Origin of the sequence: Vibrio sp. F13, assembly GCF_020806305.2 — a bacterium.
GTDB lineage: Bacteria > Pseudomonadota > Gammaproteobacteria > Enterobacterales > Vibrionaceae > Vibrio > Vibrio crassostreae_C.
On the sequence record NZ_CP170176.1, the window covers coordinates 287,173 to 307,101 of the forward strand.

Annotated in this window: 23 protein-coding genes and 1 pseudogene; 7 read left to right on the forward strand and 17 right to left on the reverse strand. The window is 40.1% G+C overall.

What is annotated here, in order from left to right; translation table 11 throughout:
* The first annotated feature begins 34 nt into the window (after positions 1-34).
* Positions 35-1,003 carry a sugar kinase gene (locus LMH68_RS16260; protein WP_229647614.1) on the forward strand — a complete coding sequence of 323 codons (969 nt, stop codon included), beginning with the start codon at positions 35-37 and terminating at the stop codon, positions 1,001-1,003.
* 15 nt (positions 1,004-1,018) lie between these two features.
* Positions 1,019-1,648 (forward strand): bifunctional 4-hydroxy-2-oxoglutarate aldolase/2-dehydro-3-deoxy-phosphogluconate aldolase, encoded by a 630-nt coding sequence (locus LMH68_RS16265; RefSeq protein WP_229647613.1) that lies wholly within the window; start codon positions 1,019-1,021, stop codon positions 1,646-1,648.
* A gap of 419 nt (positions 1,649-2,067) precedes the next feature.
* Here LMH68_RS16265 and LMH68_RS16270 read toward each other — a convergent pair whose 3' ends face one another.
* The 4 genes from LMH68_RS16270 to LMH68_RS16285 form a co-directional block, all read right to left on the reverse strand.
* A complete protein-coding gene (locus tag LMH68_RS16270) occupies positions 2,068-3,123 on the reverse strand; it encodes an AI-2E family transporter (RefSeq protein ID WP_010431932.1) in 1,056 nt (351 codons plus the stop codon).
* Positions 3,124-3,223: 100 nt separating this feature from the next.
* Entirely contained in the window at positions 3,224-3,436 is a 213-nt protein-coding gene (locus tag LMH68_RS16275) for a hypothetical protein (RefSeq protein ID WP_016795981.1), read from the reverse strand.
* Positions 3,423-3,911 (reverse strand): hypothetical protein, encoded by a 489-nt coding sequence (locus LMH68_RS16280; protein WP_010431936.1) that lies wholly within the window; start codon positions 3,909-3,911, stop codon positions 3,423-3,425. Before LMH68_RS16280 ends, LMH68_RS16275 begins: the two co-directional genes overlap by 14 nt.
* A 35-nt stretch (positions 3,912-3,946) precedes the next feature.
* Positions 3,947-4,195, reverse strand: a complete 249-nt coding sequence (locus tag LMH68_RS16285; RefSeq protein WP_010431939.1) for a hypothetical protein — start codon at positions 4,193-4,195, stop codon at positions 3,947-3,949.
* Between the two features lie 305 nt (positions 4,196-4,500).
* Here LMH68_RS16285 and LMH68_RS16290 point away from each other — a divergent pair, with 305 nt between their 5' ends.
* Together LMH68_RS16290 and LMH68_RS16295 are read left to right on the forward strand one after the other, a co-directional pair.
* A complete protein-coding gene (locus tag LMH68_RS16290) occupies positions 4,501-4,929 on the forward strand; it encodes a DUF2383 domain-containing protein (protein WP_229647612.1) in 429 nt (142 codons plus the stop codon).
* Positions 4,930-5,036: 107 nt separating this feature from the next.
* The gene (locus LMH68_RS16295; protein ID WP_010431943.1) at positions 5,037-5,447 is read left to right on the forward strand and encodes a hypothetical protein; all 411 of its coding nucleotides are present in this window, start codon (positions 5,037-5,039) and stop codon (positions 5,445-5,447) included.
* Positions 5,448-5,635: 188 nt separating this feature from the next.
* On the opposite strand, the gene LMH68_RS16300 is transcribed toward LMH68_RS16295, so the two are convergent.
* From LMH68_RS16300 to LMH68_RS16325, 6 genes are all read right to left on the reverse strand, one after another.
* A complete protein-coding gene (locus tag LMH68_RS16300; RefSeq protein WP_016797856.1) occupies positions 5,636-6,553 on the reverse strand; it encodes a mechanosensitive ion channel family protein in 918 nt (305 codons plus the stop codon).
* Positions 6,554-6,594: 41 nt separating this feature from the next.
* The gene (locus tag LMH68_RS16305; RefSeq protein ID WP_017065852.1) at positions 6,595-8,208 is read right to left on the reverse strand and encodes a diacylglycerol kinase family protein; all 1,614 of its coding nucleotides are present in this window, start codon (positions 8,206-8,208) and stop codon (positions 6,595-6,597) included.
* 150 nt (positions 8,209-8,358) lie between these two features.
* On the reverse strand, positions 8,359-8,787 hold the full coding sequence (locus LMH68_RS16310; protein WP_010431952.1) for a hemerythrin domain-containing protein: 429 nt from the start codon (positions 8,785-8,787) through the stop codon (positions 8,359-8,361).
* A gap of 70 nt (positions 8,788-8,857) precedes the next feature.
* On the reverse strand, positions 8,858-9,055 hold the full coding sequence (locus LMH68_RS16315; protein WP_010431955.1) for a hypothetical protein: 198 nt from the start codon (positions 9,053-9,055) through the stop codon (positions 8,858-8,860).
* A gap of 8 nt (positions 9,056-9,063) precedes the next feature.
* Entirely contained in the window at positions 9,064-9,234 is a 171-nt protein-coding gene (locus LMH68_RS16320; RefSeq protein WP_010431958.1) for a DUF1328 domain-containing protein, read from the reverse strand.
* Between the two features lie 42 nt (positions 9,235-9,276).
* On the reverse strand, positions 9,277-9,822 hold the full coding sequence (locus LMH68_RS16325; RefSeq protein ID WP_017065851.1) for a BON domain-containing protein: 546 nt from the start codon (positions 9,820-9,822) through the stop codon (positions 9,277-9,279).
* Between the two features lie 335 nt (positions 9,823-10,157).
* On the opposite strand from LMH68_RS16325, the gene LMH68_RS16330 reads away from it, so the two are divergent.
* Positions 10,158-11,498 carry a sigma-54 interaction domain-containing protein gene (locus LMH68_RS16330; RefSeq protein WP_010431963.1) on the forward strand — a complete coding sequence of 447 codons (1,341 nt, stop codon included), beginning with the start codon at positions 10,158-10,160 and terminating at the stop codon, positions 11,496-11,498.
* A 123-nt stretch (positions 11,499-11,621) separates the two neighbouring features.
* Here the strand turns inward: LMH68_RS16330 and LMH68_RS16335 are convergent, their stop codons facing one another.
* From LMH68_RS16335 to LMH68_RS16355, 5 genes are all read right to left on the reverse strand, one after another.
* Positions 11,622-13,046, reverse strand: a complete 1,425-nt coding sequence (locus tag LMH68_RS16335) for an aspartate kinase (protein WP_010431966.1) — start codon at positions 13,044-13,046, stop codon at positions 11,622-11,624.
* Between the two features lie 78 nt (positions 13,047-13,124).
* Complete coding sequence (locus LMH68_RS16340) at positions 13,125-13,511, reverse strand: ectoine synthase (RefSeq protein ID WP_010431969.1); 387 nt, start codon at positions 13,509-13,511, stop codon at positions 13,125-13,127.
* A gap of 13 nt (positions 13,512-13,524) precedes the next feature.
* Positions 13,525-14,790, reverse strand: a complete 1,266-nt coding sequence (ectB, locus tag LMH68_RS16345; protein WP_010431972.1) for a diaminobutyrate--2-oxoglutarate transaminase — start codon at positions 14,788-14,790, stop codon at positions 13,525-13,527.
* Between the two features lie 35 nt (positions 14,791-14,825).
* A complete protein-coding gene (gene ectA, locus LMH68_RS16350) occupies positions 14,826-15,359 on the reverse strand; it encodes a diaminobutyrate acetyltransferase (RefSeq protein WP_010431975.1) in 534 nt (177 codons plus the stop codon).
* A gap of 466 nt (positions 15,360-15,825) precedes the next feature.
* Positions 15,826-16,086, reverse strand: coding sequence for a DUF5062 family protein (locus LMH68_RS16355; RefSeq protein WP_017061084.1), 261 nt, complete (start codon positions 16,084-16,086; stop codon positions 15,826-15,828).
* A gap of 449 nt (positions 16,087-16,535) precedes the next feature.
* Between LMH68_RS16355 and LMH68_RS16360 the strand changes: the two genes are divergently transcribed.
* Positions 16,536-16,751, forward strand: a complete 216-nt coding sequence (locus tag LMH68_RS16360; protein ID WP_029235681.1) for a hypothetical protein — start codon at positions 16,536-16,538, stop codon at positions 16,749-16,751.
* A gap of 162 nt (positions 16,752-16,913) precedes the next feature.
* On the opposite strand, the gene LMH68_RS16365 is transcribed toward LMH68_RS16360, so the two are convergent.
* Positions 16,914-17,570 (reverse strand): QnrS family quinolone resistance pentapeptide repeat protein, encoded by a 657-nt coding sequence (locus tag LMH68_RS16365; protein ID WP_229647611.1) that lies wholly within the window; start codon positions 17,568-17,570, stop codon positions 16,914-16,916.
* Positions 17,571-17,890: 320 nt separating this feature from the next.
* Between LMH68_RS16365 and LMH68_RS16370 the strand changes: the two genes are divergently transcribed.
* Entirely contained in the window at positions 17,891-18,481 is a 591-nt protein-coding gene (locus LMH68_RS16370) for a TetR/AcrR family transcriptional regulator (RefSeq protein ID WP_102458015.1), read from the forward strand.
* Positions 18,482-18,594: 113 nt separating this feature from the next.
* Here the strand turns inward: LMH68_RS16370 and LMH68_RS16375 are convergent.
* Positions 18,595-19,842: pseudogene (locus LMH68_RS16375) on the reverse strand (anaerobic sulfatase maturase).
* Positions 19,843-19,929: the final 87 nt, after the last annotated feature.

Consider the following 19,929-nt stretch of genomic DNA (forward strand, 5'->3'; position numbering starts at 1 on the left):
AACAAACCCAACCTTTCCTTTCTAAGGCTATATTATGACCCACATCGCAATCATCGGTGAGTGCATGATTGAACTGAATGGGGCTCCATTTGGCGACATGCATCAAAGCTATGGTGGAGACACATTAAACGCGGCAATCTACTTGAACCGCAGCGCTGCGGTTAGCAACCCCATGAACTGCAATAACACTGCGAATCCAGCGATGCGAACTAGCTATGTCTCGGCGCTTGGCTCTGACGCTATCAGCCAAGAGATGCTTAACCGATGGCAAGATGAAGGACTATCAACCGACTTCGTGCTTATTGACGAGCAGCGTTCACCCGGGCTCTATCTCATTCAACTCGACGATGTTGGTGAGCGCACCTTCCTATACTGGCGCAACGATTCGGCGGCTCGCTACATGGTACAGCACCCCGATTTCGATAAGATAGCCAACCAACTTCACGATGTTGATATGGTGTTTCTGAGTGGCATTTCCCTCGCGATACTGCCACACAGCGATCAGCTAAAGTTGCTCACTATCATTGAAGGCCTGCGTGAACGTGGCGTTACCATCGCCTTTGATAGTAACTACCGACCAAAGTTGTGGAGCTCAGAGGCCGCAACTAAAGAATGCTATCTATTAGGCTATAAAACGACCGATATAGCCCTAGTCACATTCGATGATGAACAACTGTTGTGGAGCGATCAAACGCCACAAGACACCATAACAAGGCTGCATACGCTCGGTGTCAAAACCGTTGTTGTCAAGCTTGGTGCTGAAGGCTGCTTGATCAGCGAAAACCCCGCAAATGAGCCAGTAAAAATCACAACGACACCTGTCGAGACTGTGGTTGATAGCACCTCTGCTGGCGACTCTTTTAACGGCGGTTTCTTATCTTGCTATCTCGCTGGAGGTTCTATTGAAGAAGCCTGCCATCAAGGTAATGCATTAGCCAGATTGGTGATTCAACATAATGGCGCAATCATCCCAAAATCCATCACCGACACTCTTTCAAACTGATATTAAGAAGTACACATGTCTACAATTAACGAACAGCTAAACGCACTTAAAGTTATCCCTGTTATCGCCATTGATAACGCAGAGGATATTATCCCTCTAGGCAAAGTATTGGCTGAGAATGGGCTTCCCGCCGCTGAAATTACGTTCCGTTCAGACGCCGCTGTTGAAGCTATCCGACTGCTTCGAGAAGCTCAGCCTGACATGCTGATCGGCGCGGGCACCATCTTGAACCGTGAGCAAGCACTCGCAGCAAAAGAAGCGGGCGCAACGTTTGTGGTTTCACCGGGCTTTAATCCGAACACAGTTAAAGCATGCCAAGAGATCGGCATCGATATCATTCCAGGTGTGAACAATCCAAGCACCGTTGAAGCGGCATTAGAGATGGGCCTAACAACCTTGAAGTTCTTCCCAGCAGAAGCATCTGGCGGCATCAGCATGGTGAAATCGCTCGTTGGCCCATACGGCGATATTCGACTCATGCCTACAGGCGGTATCACGCCATCAAACATCGATAACTACTTAGCAGTGCCTCAAGTATTAGCTTGCGGTGGTACATGGATGGTGGACAAGAAGCTGGTTATAAACGGGGAGTGGGACGAGATCGCACGCCTAACACGCGAGATTGTTGAGCAGGTGAATCACTAGTCTATGTCATTCAGGTAAACAGAGCCTGTTTAATTTCTAACAATAAAGCCACAGCACTTTGGTGAGGCTTAATTATATGATCCGCCTCACTCTCAAGCCCTTAAGCTTAGAGTCGGCTCTCAGAGTGAGGTGAACCAAATATCTTCTATCCATACTTTAGGTATCGACCTAGGTAAACATTGCTTCTATGCTATCGCACATAACCGTTGTGAGGTGGAGGCGCTTCGTCGCAACCGACTCTTAACCTTTCTAAGTGAAATAGAACCAGCAACTATTGCTTTTGAAGCCTATAGCGATACTAGTTTGATCTCACACAGAGTTTAACCTCAGCCAGCTGTCCAAAAAGGAGTCATAAAGCAACAGAACTAACACTCACAGAAAGAAGTGACGCTGAGTGGTTATCAAGGCTTACTTCTGCTCTACTGACCTTTATGAGCATTCAACCTTGGATGTCTTAACTGTTCAAAAAATACATTCACACAGACAAGTAATGGGACCCCTACTAGCATTCCCATAGAGCCCCATAGCCAACCCCAAAATACAAGCCATACAAATAAAATCAGCGGATTGAGACTAAACCTTTTCCCCAGTAATGTAGGAGTAACCAATTGGCTTTCTATCAAATTAATCGCCAGGAAGATCGCAGCGACCGTCAATGCGTAGCTAAACGACTCAAACTGTATAAAAGAGACTAAAGCAAAGCACGTAACTGAAACCATCGGGCCAAGATAGGGGATAAAATTCATTAAGCCTGCAAAAGCGCCCCAAAGGAAAGGGTCTTGCAATCCCATCATATAAAAAGCAAAGCCAACAGTGAGTCCTAAGCAAACATTAATGATGGTGATGGCGCCTATGTAACGAGACAAATCCTTTTGAACAACTTTAACCAATTCAACAGCCCTACGCTTATCTGAAAAGCATTCAAAAAGAGATAAGCTTTGAGAATAAATTTTTCGACCGTAATTCATCATGAAATACGCCATAAGAAACGCAACCAACAACTGAGTAACAATGGTTGGTGTTGTCGTAAGCACTGATTCTATAATGGAAAAAGCCGTGTTATTGGTAAGCCCATCATTGGTAACAGTACTACTCATGGAGAACCCGGTGGCGTCAGTTAAGCGACTGTTTTGAGTAACCTCACTCACTTCATTAGATACATTCTCAACCAACATTGGTAATTTTGACCACCATTGCTGAGCGGGCTCACTCAACATATTCAAACTAATCACAACAAAGCCAATAAAACCAATAAGTACAGCCATTACGTTAATGACTCGAGGGATACCGAAGCGAGTAAGGTAGTTAACTAGAGGGCTACATAGCAAAGAAATAAAAGCACCAAAGATGATTGGCAACAAAAATGGCTTGGCGATATGTAATGTAAAAATAGACATCATGAGAACAGCAAGGAGCATAAAACTAGTTTGCAACACACTTCGTTGTCTAAGAATACTGTATTTTTTTGATGTCATTTTATTCCTATGAGTAGGAGGTTTTGTTTTTGAGGCTTCGTCAATTTGAATCAGGCACTCGATACCGTCAGCCAACACTAACTTGAATTAAAAATGATGGTTACTTAAGTAAATTAAGTATTAGCGATAGCTGTTTATAACCAAAAACAGACGATTTAAAACGATGAGTTCGATTCAAAATTACAACACCAAGGCCTGTGATGCCAAGAGCATACAAGGGGTACTTGTGAACAAACTCTTTTCCTTTGTGACGAATAAGTCCCATACAAAGTGCAACTTGACGAGCTCTACTTCTCCCCTCAAGTCTTTTCATTTGAATCTGTCTTTGTCGATTCTTGAGTGCTGACATGTAACCCCTCCTTCAATTGCTCTTTCGTACATTCAAAACCTATAAATTGCTTTAAGTAACTAGAACGAAGTACCAAGCATATTAGAATCAAACCGAGTGTGAATATAAACGCGCCGTAACCCGCTAACAGATTCAAAGTGAAGTAGTAGATCACTACTCCAGCACCGACGGCGATACTAAAAAGAAACAGCGGTAACAACGCAACAAAGAGGAGCTGAAACACAAGACGCTTTTTAAATGCATCAACACTATTGCGAAACTCCAATAAGAAAAGCTCTAAGGTCGATTGAGACCATTGCTGGGTATGTGTCTGTAATATAGCTAAGTCTTTCCACAATCCATTTAACTCAGAAGCAGAACGTTTAAGATCATCCACCTTACGATCGCTCGATTTATCATTGGCAGAGTTTACTGGATCATTTTGACTATTTACCTGCATAACGGTGCTCTCTCAATTGCGATGTTGATATATGGCTATTTGATTAACTTCGAGACAGCCCAACCAGCGAGAAACGCACAGCCAACACTCAATAATGGACGCTCTTTAATGATGTTTTCCGCTTTCTCAGACGTGTTCTTCACACTTTCAGAGCTGGCCTCGAGAGTTTCATGGACCGCCTCTTTCACATTTTCGATAACTTCTACTGCGGCCTCTTCAGCTTTTTCATAAGTTTCTTCAATTTGTTGTTTGGCTTCTGAATTTTTAGCGTTTGACTTTGGCATAAGTTTTCTCCTTATTTGATTATCATAAGCCAGAGAATAATATTAATACTATTAATCTCTAGCTACTTTAATAATCAATGCTAGCATCGTGCCAACTTTCACAAGTACCAGAATAATTGAAGATAAGCTCCCATATCATTAATAAATGGCATTAATCAATGTAATAATTTCACTAGAAAACATCTATTAATGTATTTTTTACAAAAACAAAGTAAAACCTTAGACGAAACAAGCTGAATATAGGGTTATTAATTGGCATAAAAAATGCAATAAACCAAATACAGCTTAGAACCAAATGAGGATTCATGAGAAACCAAAGTATATTATCTATTGTTAACCTGATAAAAAGTGGAAATATTATTTACGAAAAAGCGATATCCAACATAAGAAGTGAAAAGATGGCAAAAAATCTTTTTGATATCTACACGGTAAAGAAATGTGTAGAGTTAAAGTTACAATCTTTAACTTACTACTCAAAAATACATCAAGAACAGATACCCGCTAGTTATACGATAAATGCCAGAGAGCGCTGTATTGAAGCGGAAGATACAAAAGGTAAAAACAATCAAGAGCTCTATTTAAAGCACCTAGAAGGTGTCGAGACAAAGATCATTTCCGACATTGAATCACTGCTAGAAACTAACCCTGATTTAGAAGGGAGAAGAAGATTAAAAGTGGTAAAAAATGAAATGGAATCATGTCGAGACCAAATACACAACATGCGTCAGAATTAGTTATTAGCGAATGATGGTTGGAAATCAGAATCAAAGAAAAGGCTTATTTTAATTATTATAAATCAACTGAAATTATAAATACTACTGAGATAAAAAGGAGTAATGATATGTTGTTTAAAAAGGACAATGATCCCCTTGAGGTAATTCACTATAAAGGCATAGAAAAAATACTATGTACATTGAAAGATCACTACTTCTCATGTGTTGACCTAATTGAACAGAAAGCACATGGGAACATTGCAAGAGCTGCAAATCGATTTATAAAAGTTGAACGTTCATTAATAAACGAAGTAAACACCAAGTTCTGCATTAACAATGAAGTTAATGACAATGACATATTGAGTCAGCCCCCTGCGTTAATTGTTAGTTATAACGATATGTACCAGAGTAATTTAAGCCTAATTTCTTACCTCAAAAACACTATTAGAAAGTTTAACAATCAACATATGTCTGCTTTTTTCTCCTATTGGGTTGCGGCGTTGCAAGTTGAAAATGATGAGATAGCAAAGCATTTGTAACAGATATAACCCATCTAAAATAGATACGATTAATTAACTTGAGAAGAGAATCAAAGCCTACAACACAATCATTAAACAGTGGGAATAATCTAGGTTTAATTCTGATCTAATTCTGACATCACTCAAAATAAAAAGCGTCGAGGCATATTGCCTTGACGCTTTTTTACGAGAGGGACCGCTATGTTATTCTAGGAAGCGTCATCGACAGCCCCAGTCATCATTCTAGACAGACTTTTACCGCCTTTGGGATCAAAATCAAGTGTTCTAATCGGAAACGGTATTGTCATTCCAGCCTCTGATAATGACTCTTTAACCGCTATAATACCGTCGTGCTTTGCGTCCATATAACCAAAACCTCCTGGGTACTCAATCCAAAACCAAACCAATAAGTTAACGCTACTATCAGAAAAGCTTGAAGCGTAAACCGTCGTATCTTCTTTCCGACTAACATAAGACTTTTGGTTTATCGCTTTGGTTATCACCTCAGCGGCTCTTTTGGGACAGTCTGCGTAGGAAATCCCCACAGGGATCTCGACCCTTCTTCGTCCTTTTCGACTGTAGTTCGTCAAAATATTTCGGAAAACCATCTTATTGGGAATCATGACGTGTTGACCAGAGAACGTTTCAACCAGTGTATTTCGTAAGTTTATTTTGACTATGGTACCCATGACATCGTTGGAACCAACAACATCGCCAATTTTAAAAGGTTTACGAATACTCATTGTAATACCTGAAATGAGGTTCTCAGTCATATCTTGAAAAGCAAAACCGATAGCTAAACCTAGAATACCGGCACCGGCAAGCAACGATGTAACCGTACCTTGGAGCCCAACAAAATCTAACGCGACAAAAAATCCAATAGTAACAATGGTAACCTTAACAATAGAAGCCAGTAAGTTAATGACTTCTTGAGAGTCGACAACTCTATTGCTCAATCTTTTAAACAACTTGCCGCTTATGTTGGCAACAAAGATAAAAATAAGAAACGTAACAAAAGCAACAATCAGGTTAGGGATAAGTTTAATTGCTTCAACTAACCAATGCTCTAACTTACCCTCTATCAGATGCTGAAACTTCTCTAAGTTAAAAGAGAGATTCATTTCCATGGTGTCTCCTTCTTATTCAATATGCGGATTATTCAATACATTCATGGAATACAAACCGTTAAGGCTTGCTTATCAATACTTATCTCCAGTGAATCAGCCAAATACGTCTCTCCATCAATCACGTATGAAATAGGTCGGTCAGAATCAATTTTAACGAGCTGTGCCGAAGCATAAGTAAAGTAACTAGCTTGTTCTTTCGCTCCGAGACTCGATAACAACAGATCAGATAGAGCGATAGCTCGTTTACTAAGTGAATTTGTGTTTTCCAAATAGGTAATATGCAGCTTCCCATCATCCGGCCTAGGAGGCTGTCCCCCTTGAGCAAGCACAGTACTAAAAGGGGAAGAGTTCGCCACGACCAAACTTTGTAGTTTCATACTTTGTGATGGTTGGTCATCGATTGAAATTTGAAAGTGTTGATTATCGTCGGTGATTACTGCATTGAAGAACCCAGTCAAATACGCGAATTGCCCTTTTTCATTTTTTTGTTCTCGATGTGCGTAATCGATCATCTGTTCTTCAAACCCAATACCAAGAAGCAGTAATATTGGTTGTTGATTACAGAACGCCAGATCGATTCTTTTTGAGTTGCCAGATAAAATAGCCTCACACGCTTTTTCAACAGGCGATATTTTCGAGGTCAATCCATAAAGCATATGACATAGAGCGTTCGCGGTACCCAAAGGTATAATCCCGAGTTGTGTATCAGTCTTCCTAACTTGCCTTGCGACTTCACTAACCGTCCCATCGCCACCTGCAACGATAATATGCGCAGTATTCCGGTCTTTGGCCTGCTTAGCTAATATTTCTGCTGATACTTCTTGGCTAGTAAGAAAAATATCTAAACTATACTTTCTCGTAAGTTCACGAATAACCTGTTGTTCATTCGCCAACCATTTACCACCACCTGCAACAGGGTTGGCAATAAGGCAAGCTTTATGGCCAAGAGTGAGCAAACCTTTATCACTGATTGCTTGAAGTGTTTTTAGTTGTAGATGGTTCAATTGGGCTGTACTTCGCACGTCGTTAATACTTTTCAAGACCTGCTCTACAGTAAGTGACGGATTTTTTGCTAAAAGATAGGCAGCTACGACAAAGACAGAACGTCCTCGACCGAGAGCACAATGCACAACAACCGATCTAGATTGATGGATTTGGGTATCGATCCAATTTATAGCATGTTTAAGCTTATGCATTTTAGGGACTTTATGATCAAGAACCGGGGTGTTTAAATAGCGAAATTGATCACCGGTCATTGCACTTTCTAAACCAGAAAACTCAGCTGTAACATCTACAATACAATGGATGTTTTGAGATTCTAAGAACGATAAATCTGAAGGGAACAAACGACGAGATACATATAAACCTTTTCCAACCTTCTGTATTGGTTCAACTTTATCTCTTTTAATTGCCCATGCATTGTACAGTCGAACACCTAAGAAGAATGGAATGAAGATCCATCTAATCCACCACACTATTTTCCCATCGCTAGTCTTCCTAAATATTGACGGCATATCGAAGATGTAGGCAACACTAACGATGAACATCGACAAACTACACCAGGCAAAAACACCACGGATTATTAGCTGTGGTATAAGAGCAGCAGCAAAAAAACAAGCTATAGCAAGAAGCATATAATATTTAATAATAAACATGTTACGCCTTAATTTATCCGTGAATTTAAATATATTTATCCGTAAATTTATCTATCTCTAAATTAAATAAAAGAAGGGCTCAAGAATGAGCCCTTAGCTTGATAACAAAGCAGTTTTATACTTATTTAAAGAATTTGATTACTTCGTGATTCAAGCAACCTCTTTTTCATATTTACGAGCTAATGTTTCTTTTTGTTCAGTATCTAAGACTCGACCTGCGGTTTGAAAAAAACGCTGCTCTTCTTCTTCTAAATGATGTTCAACCTTATCTTTTAATGTTTTCATTAAAACAAGCCAAGCTGGTGAAGACATCTCTGTATCATCGAGTTGAGCGAGTATTTTGTCGATTCCATGATGTTCAGCGATTCCATGTCTAGTCATGTCAATGGATTGATCACTCTCGATCAAAGGTGCATAAAAATGGCGCTCTTCTGCAATCGCATGCTTGGTTAACTCATCCTTAAGGTTAACATAGAGTTCTTGCCTAGCTTGTGTGTCTCCCGAAGTTTGGAGTAACGCATCCATCAAAAGTCGTTGCTTTTCATGACTGTCTTTGAGCACATCAAATATATTTTTCATGTCTAATTCCTACTTCATTGGTTTATTTTTATGAGGATTTTGGCATCTCATTGCACTCTAGATGACAGTTCTAGCAATCTTCATCTTTCGCATCTAAATGCTCTTTAATATTTTCACAGCTATCTTCTATTGCGTTTTGAGTATCCTCTACAGCCTCATCTACATTTTCCCCGGCTTGTTCCATCGGACCTTCATCACTACATGCCGCAAGTGCAAATGTAATACCCACAATAGTTAAAAAACGGTAAGCGTTCGATTTGATGTTCATATAAACTCCTAATGTTTGTTTTTATTCAGCAACATAATTACCACTGAAACCAGTAGTGATATTGCAAATATATAAAATATGATCTTTGCTACTGTCGCAGCAGCCCCAGCGATACCACTAAATCCCAATAGGGCGGCAATAATTGCGACAATAAAAAATATTAGCGACCAGCGAATCATCGTTATTCCCCAATTTTTAATAAATTACCAATTGTAGAGAGGTTAAATAATATTTAATTTATCCACCACTCTCTCTACATTCGGGGTATTATTTGCTATAGATAAAGCTAAGTCGTGTTCACTGCTTGATGAAACTGAACCTTTCAAGATAACCACACTGTTTTCGGTTTCAACTTGAATATCGCTACCACTAACATTGGTATTCATTAATAAACGAGTGATTACCAGTGTCTTTATGTGAGCATCAGTCAAAGCTTGTACGGCTGCGGGTGTTTTTTCTTTGTCTTCATCAATCACTGTAAGTTCGTTTTTTACAGACTTAACGTCATCTAGGCTTAGCACTAACTCTTCTGCCAAATCTTTCTCTGTTTCATTTTTAACCGAGCCAGTTAAAGTAACCACTCGATTTTTAACGTAGGTGTTGATGTCAAATGAGTTTAAATTAGTATTCAGTAATAAAGTCGTTTCTGCTTTTCCATCAATCCACGCATCGAAAGTTTCTTTTTCCCACATGCTATTAGCAAAAACAGTTGATGAAGAAGTTGCAATCAAAGTAGCTAATAATATTTTACTTGCAGTATTTCTCATTAATTATCTCCTCTAGTTAACTGACACTTGTACAATTGCAACCAGCATGCCAACTTTTTAACTGACTGAAAATAAAGGATTTACACTTTAATTTTGAAAATTTACCATTGGTAAAATAATCGGAGGTGTATTAATTACACGAGTATTTTGTAAAAATTATCATCAATGGAGATCCTAGAATAATTAATATCAATACTGTTAATTAGCCACTTCTACTATCAGTAATATTGTAACTACATTTAAAAGGTGGCGTATAGTAAATGATAGATTCGTATTTGAAGGACATTATGTTATTATCAAGGTCGTTTTCTGTCGTACAAAAAGAGAGTTAAATCATGTCATTACCGACACTTTTTATAGAGTTAAAAGATGAATTATTGCGGTCTAAAATAAACTCTCTAGATGAATTATCAAGCTTTGAAATAATTCAAAGTACTATGGATGTTCATTGGATTGACAAGCTACAACAACTGCAACCAGATACTGCTATTGTTGAAGTCTCTCGATTTACTAACGATGATTTTAAGTCCTTATCGAGTGCAACAGGGTTGGACGAAATGGACTTGATTATTATCAGTACAGGTACGCCAAACAAAAATTTAGACATGATGATGAACCATGGCGCAATCTTCCATTATAGAAAGCCCGTCGACATGCAAATATTGGAAGATACCCTTGCAGACTTCAGTCAATACTTCCTCCAGAAGCAGGAAGAAGGGCGTAAAGTGTCCACCAGCGATTTAGACCAGTTCGGTATGTTAGTCGGTTCTTCTAAGCCCATGCATAAGCTGTATCGAACTTTAAGAAGAGTCGCGAAGACTGACACCAATGTTTTGATTGTCGGCGAAAGTGGGGCAGGTAAAGAATTAGTCGCACAAACGATTCACCTTGCCAGTGATCGTAAAAACCAACCTTTTATTGCGATCAACTGCGGTGCTATCAGCCCTGAGTTAGTTGATAGTGAATTATTTGGTCATGAAAAAGGCGCTTTTACAGGGGCGAATCGCACACACCAAGGGGTGTTTAGGCAAGCAGAAGGTGGCACATTGTTTCTCGACGAAATCACCGAAATGCCACTTGAACACCAGGTCAAATTACTACGAGTTTTAGAAACAGGTGAATATCGCCCTGTAGGCAGTAATGCAACGAGTATCGCTAATACTCGAGTCATTGCAGCGACAAACCGAGATCCACAAGTCGCTATTGAAGAACAGTTTTTGAGAGAGGATCTCTATTTCAGGTTGGCTCACTTCCCCATACATGTCCCTCCATTGCGTGAAAGAGGCGACGACATCGTCGGCTTAGCAAAACATTTTATTGCTCATCGCAACGCAAATGAAACCACTGCGAAGACCATTTTCACATCAGCGCTTCAAAAAATATCAGCCCATGCATGGCCAGGGAATGTCAGGGAATTAAAACACTGTATTGAAAGAGCTTTTATATTGGCAGATGAGACGATTAAAGATGAACACCTAATTTTTGATACTCCTCCTTTAGAAACAGGGACTACCGTTGAGGATATGGTTCCGGCGGGTGTTTCTCTTGAGAAGATTGAGAAAGCGGCGATTATCAATACGCTCGAAGAAAATGAAGGCAACAAAAAGGAAACAGCACAAGACTTGGGAATCAGCATCAAAACGCTTTATAACAAGCTCGATAAGTATCAAGAGTAGTAATACTCATATCTGATGTTGCTGTGTGATCAAAATAGATACAGGCGATCGTTAATTTGCAGTTGATGTTTTGCTTTTCCATGAAAATTTAACAGTGGAGGGTGAGCCCTCCACTGTTAAATTTTATGCTGCATTCACCGATGTCTCGGTTCTTTTATCTTGGTCAAAGAATTCTTCATGCAACGCGCAAATCGCTTGTTGATACTTGTCATCACTCACAACAAATTGCACATTTACGTTTCTCATAGACGAATGTAATGCAATAGGCGTAACACTATGGTTCATCAAAGCCAATACACCATTAGCGAGCGTTTTATTGGTATCAATTTGAGAACCGATCGCTGAGATTATAGCGACCATTCGACCTGAAATAGATGCCTGAGGGTAACGTTTCTCAGCCTTATAAGACACCTTGTTTAAACTCTCGGTGCTACCACCTAGATAATAGGTAATAGAATTGGCGTTCATCTCTTTACCAATAAGGTTCACTCTAGCATCTGCGATAATCTCCATTAACTCATAACTAACATTGTCCGCCTTACCGACCATTCCCTGGTCAAAAACATGTAACGCATATACCTTCTGTTTTCCGGCAATGATCTCAATGTGATTCGTGTCTGGTCGGTAATCAGAAGAAATCAGTGTTCCCTCATGTTCTGGCTCGAAGGTGTTTTTGATTTGCAGTTCTATGCCACTTTCTCGTAACCCAGCAGCCGCATTAGAGTGAATAGCTTCCATACCAAGGTTAGCCAGTTGATCGGCAACATCATAATTAGTTGCCCCAATCGGTTTAACCGAACCTACACCAACGACTTTTGGGTCAGCCGAACTAAAGTGATACTCCTTATGGATGATCGCCAATGATGCCTCAGTAATAGTAGCGATACGACTAAACGTCATCTCACTGTAACCACGATCATAAGTATGCATCAAACCTTCTTTGCAATACGCATAACCAGTTACTATGGGAAGCTCCTCAGTAACATCAATGTCAGAGAAAGCCTCTCTAATCGTATCGTCCAAACTTTGAGGGGTTTTGTTGTCCCAACCAGAAAGGTCAACAAAGGTCGAATTTATACCAATGTTTTTTAATTTAAGAGCCGTGTTGTATGCACTATGTGACTCTCCAATTGAAGAAAGAAACTCTCTAATCTGTGGTAAATAATGTCTCAGTGAAAACTGTCCGTATTGGCACGTTTCAAGAATGTTAGTAATACAGTTTTTGGCTTCTGAAATACGAGACCGGATGAACTTATCTGCTCTCATACGATTCATTGGATCCGCAAAAATATGCTCATTGGTCAATAGCATGCGGCGTTCAATATAAGATAGAGCATCCTTCCACGAATCGTCACGCATCGCTATCAATTGATAGACACCAGGCTTACCTGTTTTTTTACATTCCAACAATGCATCCGTCATACCGCTGTAAGCGGACACAACAAAGATTCGGTTATAAGGATTTTGAGGGCGGAGAATAATATTGTCGAGCACAGCATCAAATGCTGTCATTGATGTACCGCCGATTTTTTCTACGGTAAATGTCATAAAAGACCTTTTGTTCTTGAAGAGATTAAAGACTAAATAATAGGGAGCGGGGTGAGATATCACCCCTGAATATATGGGTTAATCAACGAGTGGATAAACGCCGTTTTCATCGTGTACTTCAGCGCCAGTAATTGGTGGGTTAAACACACAAGCCATTGTCATTTCTTTGTTTTTATATGCGCGTAAATAATGCTCATCATTCTTATCTAGGATGTACAACGTACCGGGTTTGATTGGGTAAGTTTTACCACCAACGACTTCAATCTCCCCTTCACCACTCATACAAAACACAGACTCCAAGTGGTTTTGGTAATGGATATGTGTTTCTGTCGCTTCGTAAATTGTTGTGATATGAAAAGAAAATCCCATATTGTCATCTTTCAATAACATGCGAGTGCTTTCCCAGTTATCCGATACAATACGTCTTTCACTATTACGACATTCATCAAGTGTTCTAACAATCATTTTACTCTCCCTATTACGATGCTTTCTTGAAATGCTTGGTTGCTACCACTTCAACTGAGTCTTCGAAAATAGTTAAACCTTGCATCAATTCCGATTCTGAAATGGTTAATGGACAAAAGAACTTCAAGATTTCATCGTTTGGACCTGCGGTCTCAATTACCATGCCCTTGTCAAAACACACTTTTGCAATCTCATCAGCTGTGTTCCCATCTTTACATTCAATGCCAATCATCATTCCGCGTCCCTTGCGTTGAACAAATAGCTCAGGGAAACGCTTGAGATTGCGTTGAATGACATCATCGACCATGCTTGAGCTACGTTGAATATGATTTTCAAAATCATCATTTGACCAATACATTTCTAACGCTTTAGCAGCAGTAATGAACGCATGGTTGTTACCACGGAAGGTGCCGTTGTGTTCTCCCGGCTCCCACTTGTCTAGTTCAGGCTTTAATAAAACCACAGCCATCGGTAAGCCATAACCACTTATCGACTTAGATAGCGTAACGATATCTGGTTTTATACCTGAAGGTTCAAAGCTAAAAAACGTTCCTGTTCGACCACAACCGGCTTGAATATCATCCACAATAAGTAGGATATCGTGGGCTTTACAGATTTTGCTTAACTTCTGTAGCCACTCATTTGAAGCGACATTTAACCCACCTTCACCCTGAACCGTTTCCAATAAAACGGCAGCAGGTTTATCCATACCAGCGGAATTATCGGTTAACATCGTTTCAAATAATTTTAAACCATCGATTCCAGCGTAACCTTCAAATGGCAAACGCGTAACGTTGTTGAGATTTGAGCCCGCACCTTGCCTGTGGTGTTGGTTGCCTGTAGCAGCCAATGCACCCGCCGTACAACCATGAAAACCATTGGTAAATGCAACAATACTGCTTCGACTTTTTACTTTTTTCGCCAACTTAATCGCTGCCTCAACCGCATTTGTTCCTGTCGGGCCGGTAAATTGAACTTTGTAATCTAATGCTCGAGGTTCCAAAATAAAGCGACTAAGAGCTTCTAGGAATTCAGCTTTGGCTTCTGAATGCATATCCAAGCCATGTGTAATTCCATCCATTTCAATATACTCAAGTAAAGCTTGCTTAAGTATTGGATTGTTATGACCGTAATTGAGAGATCCTGCTCCAGCAAGAAAATCGAGGTAACGATCACCTTGTTTTGTTTCAAGCCAGCAGCCTTTTGATTTAGCAAAAGTGACTGGAAAACTATTCGAGTATGAACGTACGTTAGATTCCTGCTTTTTAAAAATATCCATGATAAGGCCGTTATTTGATTCCTATAAGTTAATGATTATTTAAGGGGTATTCGATACAAATACTCAGTATCGTGCAGCCCTTTAAAATGAACATTTTCATCTAAGAAAGTGGTCACTTTTCCAGTGCTACTATTTTTTGCGTCTAGCTTTTTAAAGAGTGCCCAAGACGCTTGATTTGACTTAGTAATGGTTGTTTCAATAGCTTCTATACTCTTCAGCCACTCTCGACGAAGTAAGCTGTTCAACATCTTGTAAGCTAAAGAGTGACCTCTAAATCGAGGGGCAACTGCAACTTGCCAAATAAAGAGAACATTAGGCTCACTCGGTTTTTGATAACTCGAGATAAAGCCCGCAAGCTCACCTTTGTTCTCAACCAAAATACAAGTTTTACTAAAGTGAGTGGATTGCAAAAAATTGCAATATGACGAGTTGGTGTCTAGTGGCGGACATTCTGAAATCAGTCGATAAATGTCGTTGCCATCTGAAGCTTTGGGCTCGCGAAAACTCCATTCTTCACTCGTTTTTTCTATCACTTCTGGACACAACACCCAAGGCGCTGATGTAATCATACGGAGAAATTCCTTTGAACTCTAATTAAATTCCTTTTTATTATGAGCATTTACCCCCTACTAAGATCAACACCTTAACTTTAAAAAACAAAAATTAGTGATCTGTATCACATTTAATAGCGGTCAACATGAATTAAATAATACTTTGAGTTCTAATGTATTTGATTGGTGGAGATCTTAAGAAAATGTCTTTAACCGAATAAGCGTCAAAAGAAGGTTAGAGTCATTAGTAAATTATGTGCTCAGATTGCCAATCAAGCGGCATAAATCACCAACACTCTCAGTGTTGAACATTCTATCGAGTAGATAACAACGCTTCGAATGGCAGTGACTCGCTATCCACTATTAAAATATCGGCCTCAAAAACAAAAAAACCTAGCGAGAGCTCGCTAGGTTTCTTATCTAACATATCGATGAATAATGAACTCAGAGGAAACGAGTCCAGAAATATCAACTTGGAAAAGGTTTACTTCAGCGGGTCATTGTCCGGCAGTGCCTTATGAAGCCAGAGTGCTAAACGCTTCTTGATGTTCGCGCCATCAAGCTTATCGTCCGGTAACGGTGTGATCTGATTGACTTCAACAAGGAACAAGTACACCGCTTTAACCTTTATCGGTTGGGATGAATTTGGCAAATCAAAACCTTGTAGCTTAGCCATCTTAAAACCGACTTCAACTGCTTTTTTTACCAGCTTATCTTCATTAATGATCTTCGCGGTTTTCGACATATCATCTCCATCATCTTTATCGAATGAATATTGAGTATATCAAACCGAAAAATTCACAAGATTACTTCGCTCTCAATTTGAGGAGTCACTTTGATAAATAACATAAAACGAATAACAGGCTCTAGGATGACTCTAATTCGCTTGATAGTTACGCCACCAATACCTGTACGCAAACGCGTCTCTTAACAGAACACTCAATAAATGAGATCTTAAGTCAAAAAACAAAAATTCGAATAATATTTGACTTAGCATTCCAAAGAATACGGAATATTATGATGTTCATTTTGAAAGTTAAAATTCAATAAAAGATCAATAAACTTCTGTTATTTAACTGGTTTAATACTAATTCGACTTAGATCATATTTACAACCAATTGTAACCAATTGTTATTTACAAAATACTCACTAAGAAAATAGAATAAAACCACTAATTTTATACTGGTGTTGAAAATGCGTTACCTCTGGGCTTCATTCTGTCATAAAAATCCAATTCCGGGTCGAATTGTTCATATCCTTGTTATGTTGATAGCGCTAGCTTCTATCACCATTCCATTGATTTCAAAAGACGCCACAACCATCTTAACTTCACTGTGTGCTGCTCTAGTCTGTTTCGTCGTTTTTGTCTTCTTTGCGCTCGCCGACAAAATGCGCTCAGGCATGCATTAATCAACCAATCAGTTCTCTATCACCAAGCATTCTCTTTTTAAAAATTCATTATAAAATGCTGGTTACCAAATACGGAAAAGCCCAAAGTTATTAGCTTTGGGCTTTTCTTCTATAGCGAATTCTTACATATTCCAAATAGCCTGTAGTTAGAAATTACAGCTATCAATCAGGCATTACCACAATACCCATGGTTTCAAGCAGTTGTTCTTGTTGCCACGCGACAATTTTGATTCCTGTTGTATCTACTTTGCGAGGATCTAACCCTTCTAATTCAGCATGGCATAAATTCGCCCCTTGCATACTAAATTGCCCCCATACATCTTCCGAGAACACGCCTCGGCTGAGATCAGACTCTTTTAGTGACGCTCCCCCAAGGTAAGTACCTATCCAGCGGTTTTCAAATAACTCACACTTCTCTAAACAAGCTTGCTCCAAGTTGGCGTATGACAGGTTACAGCCCGTAATATACGCGGAGCAAAAATACATTCTATTGCTTACCTGGTTGGCAAAGTTAGCACGAGTAAAGTTCGCCCCTTTCAGGTCACAATCACGTAACTCAATACCGTAGCAATTCGCGTTGCTAAAATTCGCCATCGCCAACTGACAGTTCTGAAAACTTGCATCACGCAAATCTGCAACATCGAAGTGGCATCCCTCAATATCGCCTTGTTCGATAAACTTACAGTTAATAAACGTTGCATCACGTAAGTTCGAACGTCTGAAATCACAACGGATAAACGTACAGGCTGTAAATGTAAGCTCTGATAAGTCTTGCTGAGCAAAATTGTGGTGATGATAAGTGCTGTTATTGGTGTCCATTTAGCCCCCTAAAGAAATTAAGCTAAGACTACCATTGCGATCTTAAGAAAACACCAAATTAAAAACGAACAAAAACAGCAACTTAAAACACCCAAATTTAGCCATTTTAAGGCACCAAACAGGCCCTTTAAGGTTGTTATTTTCGATTTATAGGATGTGCTTATCTTGAAAAAAGTTTTGTCGCTTAGAAGTGCCAATAAGAGAAAAAGTTACTTTGACGAAACGAGTCAATTATAGACCGCGTCCTAACGCGCTAGACTGGACGGTTGGTATGTTGCTCGTTACACTATTCCTCATTCTCAGCATAAAGAGTAAGAGCAATGAAAGACATGCGACAAGCTATGCTCGATGCAGGATTTAGCCTTATTAATGAACACGGGTTTGCTGGTGTTGGCCTGATGAAGATCATCAACCAAGCGGAAGGCACGAAGGGTTCTTTTTACCACTACTTTAAATCCAAAGAGCACTTTGGTGAGATCCTTCTTACTAACTACTTTGATGAGCATCTCGCTAAGCTGGATGACTTTTTAAGTGATGAATCGCTTTCTCGTCGTGACCGCGTTAAAGCCTATTTCGAGTTTTGGTGTGCGTCGAAACTGACTGAAGACTTCAATATCCAATGTCTTGTCGTAAAACTGGCGGGAGAAGTATCTGGGTCTGCAAACCCGTTGCAATCGACCATGGCAGAAGGCGCAGAAAAGATAATCCTGCGTATGGCAAAGCTGTTTGAAGAAGGCAATGAGGCCGGTGATTTCACTATCGCAGAGCCCGAATCGCTATCTCGAACGCTTTATGGTTTATGGCTTGGCTCAACGCTCATGGCCGCCATGCAGCGTAACCGTTCGATTCTAAACAATGCCATGGAAGAGACTCTTCTCGCCATGAGCCCAGCCCAAGAATCGGCTGACTAGATACCCGTTACCAAATACCAAATACCAAATACCAAATACCAAGAGGCTCGCACAATTTAGCGAGCCTTTTATCTAACTTTAAATCTAGATTGAATCCATTCACGCTTACTCCGTTACCCCAGACGAGACGGGATATTATTGGCTTTGAATAAGTCCTTAATAACAGGGTCGATATGCTTGAAGAAGCTCAGCCAACCTTCACAGAGATAATTTAACCCCGCCTCACCATCTCGGCTTGTGATGATACGGTTTTGGGGGCATTCGCCATGACATGCAAATTAAAACTCACAGGCTTGGCATTGTTTCGGCAGAGACTTCTGTTTGGCGAACCCAAAACTCTGCTGCTTTGGCGAAAAGGCTAAAGTTGAAAGTGCTTGTTCCTGAATATTACCTAACTGAAATTCAGGAAAGACATAATGGTCACATGAGTACACATCGCCATTAGGTTCAACTGCTAACCCTTTTCCGCAGATCTCACTCAGCGTACACATGGTGCTTTCTCTGCCCATCCATACACCGACAAAATTTTCAAAGTACGGCACTAACACTCGACCAAAATCGTGTTCAAACCACTCATCAAAAACGGTAGTGAGGAATTGTCCCCATTGCGCAGAGCCGACACTCCACGGTTCAACCTCGCCTGATACGGGAATGACCGCTTGTTGGTTGCTCAACCATTTATTGTTGGTGTGAGCTTCGCGCTTATCGACGACAGGAATAAACTGCAATTGCTTCGAACCCACTTCATCGCGTAGAAAGCGATAGACCTCTAATGGATACTTACCTGTCACATCATTCACGCAGCTTAGAGTCGCGAACTCGACGTTATGTTGTTTCAAGTAGCGAATGCCACGCATTGTTTGAGAAAAAGTGCCTTTGCCTGCACGGTTAGTTCGGTAGTGATTATGTAGGTGCTCTGGTCCATCAATACTCACGCCAATGATAAAGTCATTGTTCTTGAAGAACTCACACCACGCATCATTCAGTAACGTGCCGTTGGTTTGAAGGTCATTGCTGATCTTACTGTAGCTAGGACAATATTTTTTCTGCAGCTCGACGACCTTTTGAAAGTACTCAAGCCCCAACAAAGTAGGTTCTCCACCATGCCAAGAAAAGATGATTTCAGGCGTATTCTGCCCTTCTATGTACTGCTTGATATAACGCTCTAATAGAACTTCATCCATCGTATATTGAGAGCCTTTTGGGTAATCAAGCAGCTGTTGTTTTTCTAAATAATAACAGTAGGTGCAACTGATATTACACACCGCCCCAATCGGTTTTGCTAACGCCTGAAGTTTGCTGTGTGCTTTGCCATTGAACTGCGGAACTGAACTCAAATTTGATTGCGATAATGTCGTCATGAAGAGTGCCTCGATGTAAAAGTTATTGTATTAGCCAAAACAATTCGCAATTCCTTTACACGGTGTTCATCGGCCAACCAAGCTTGA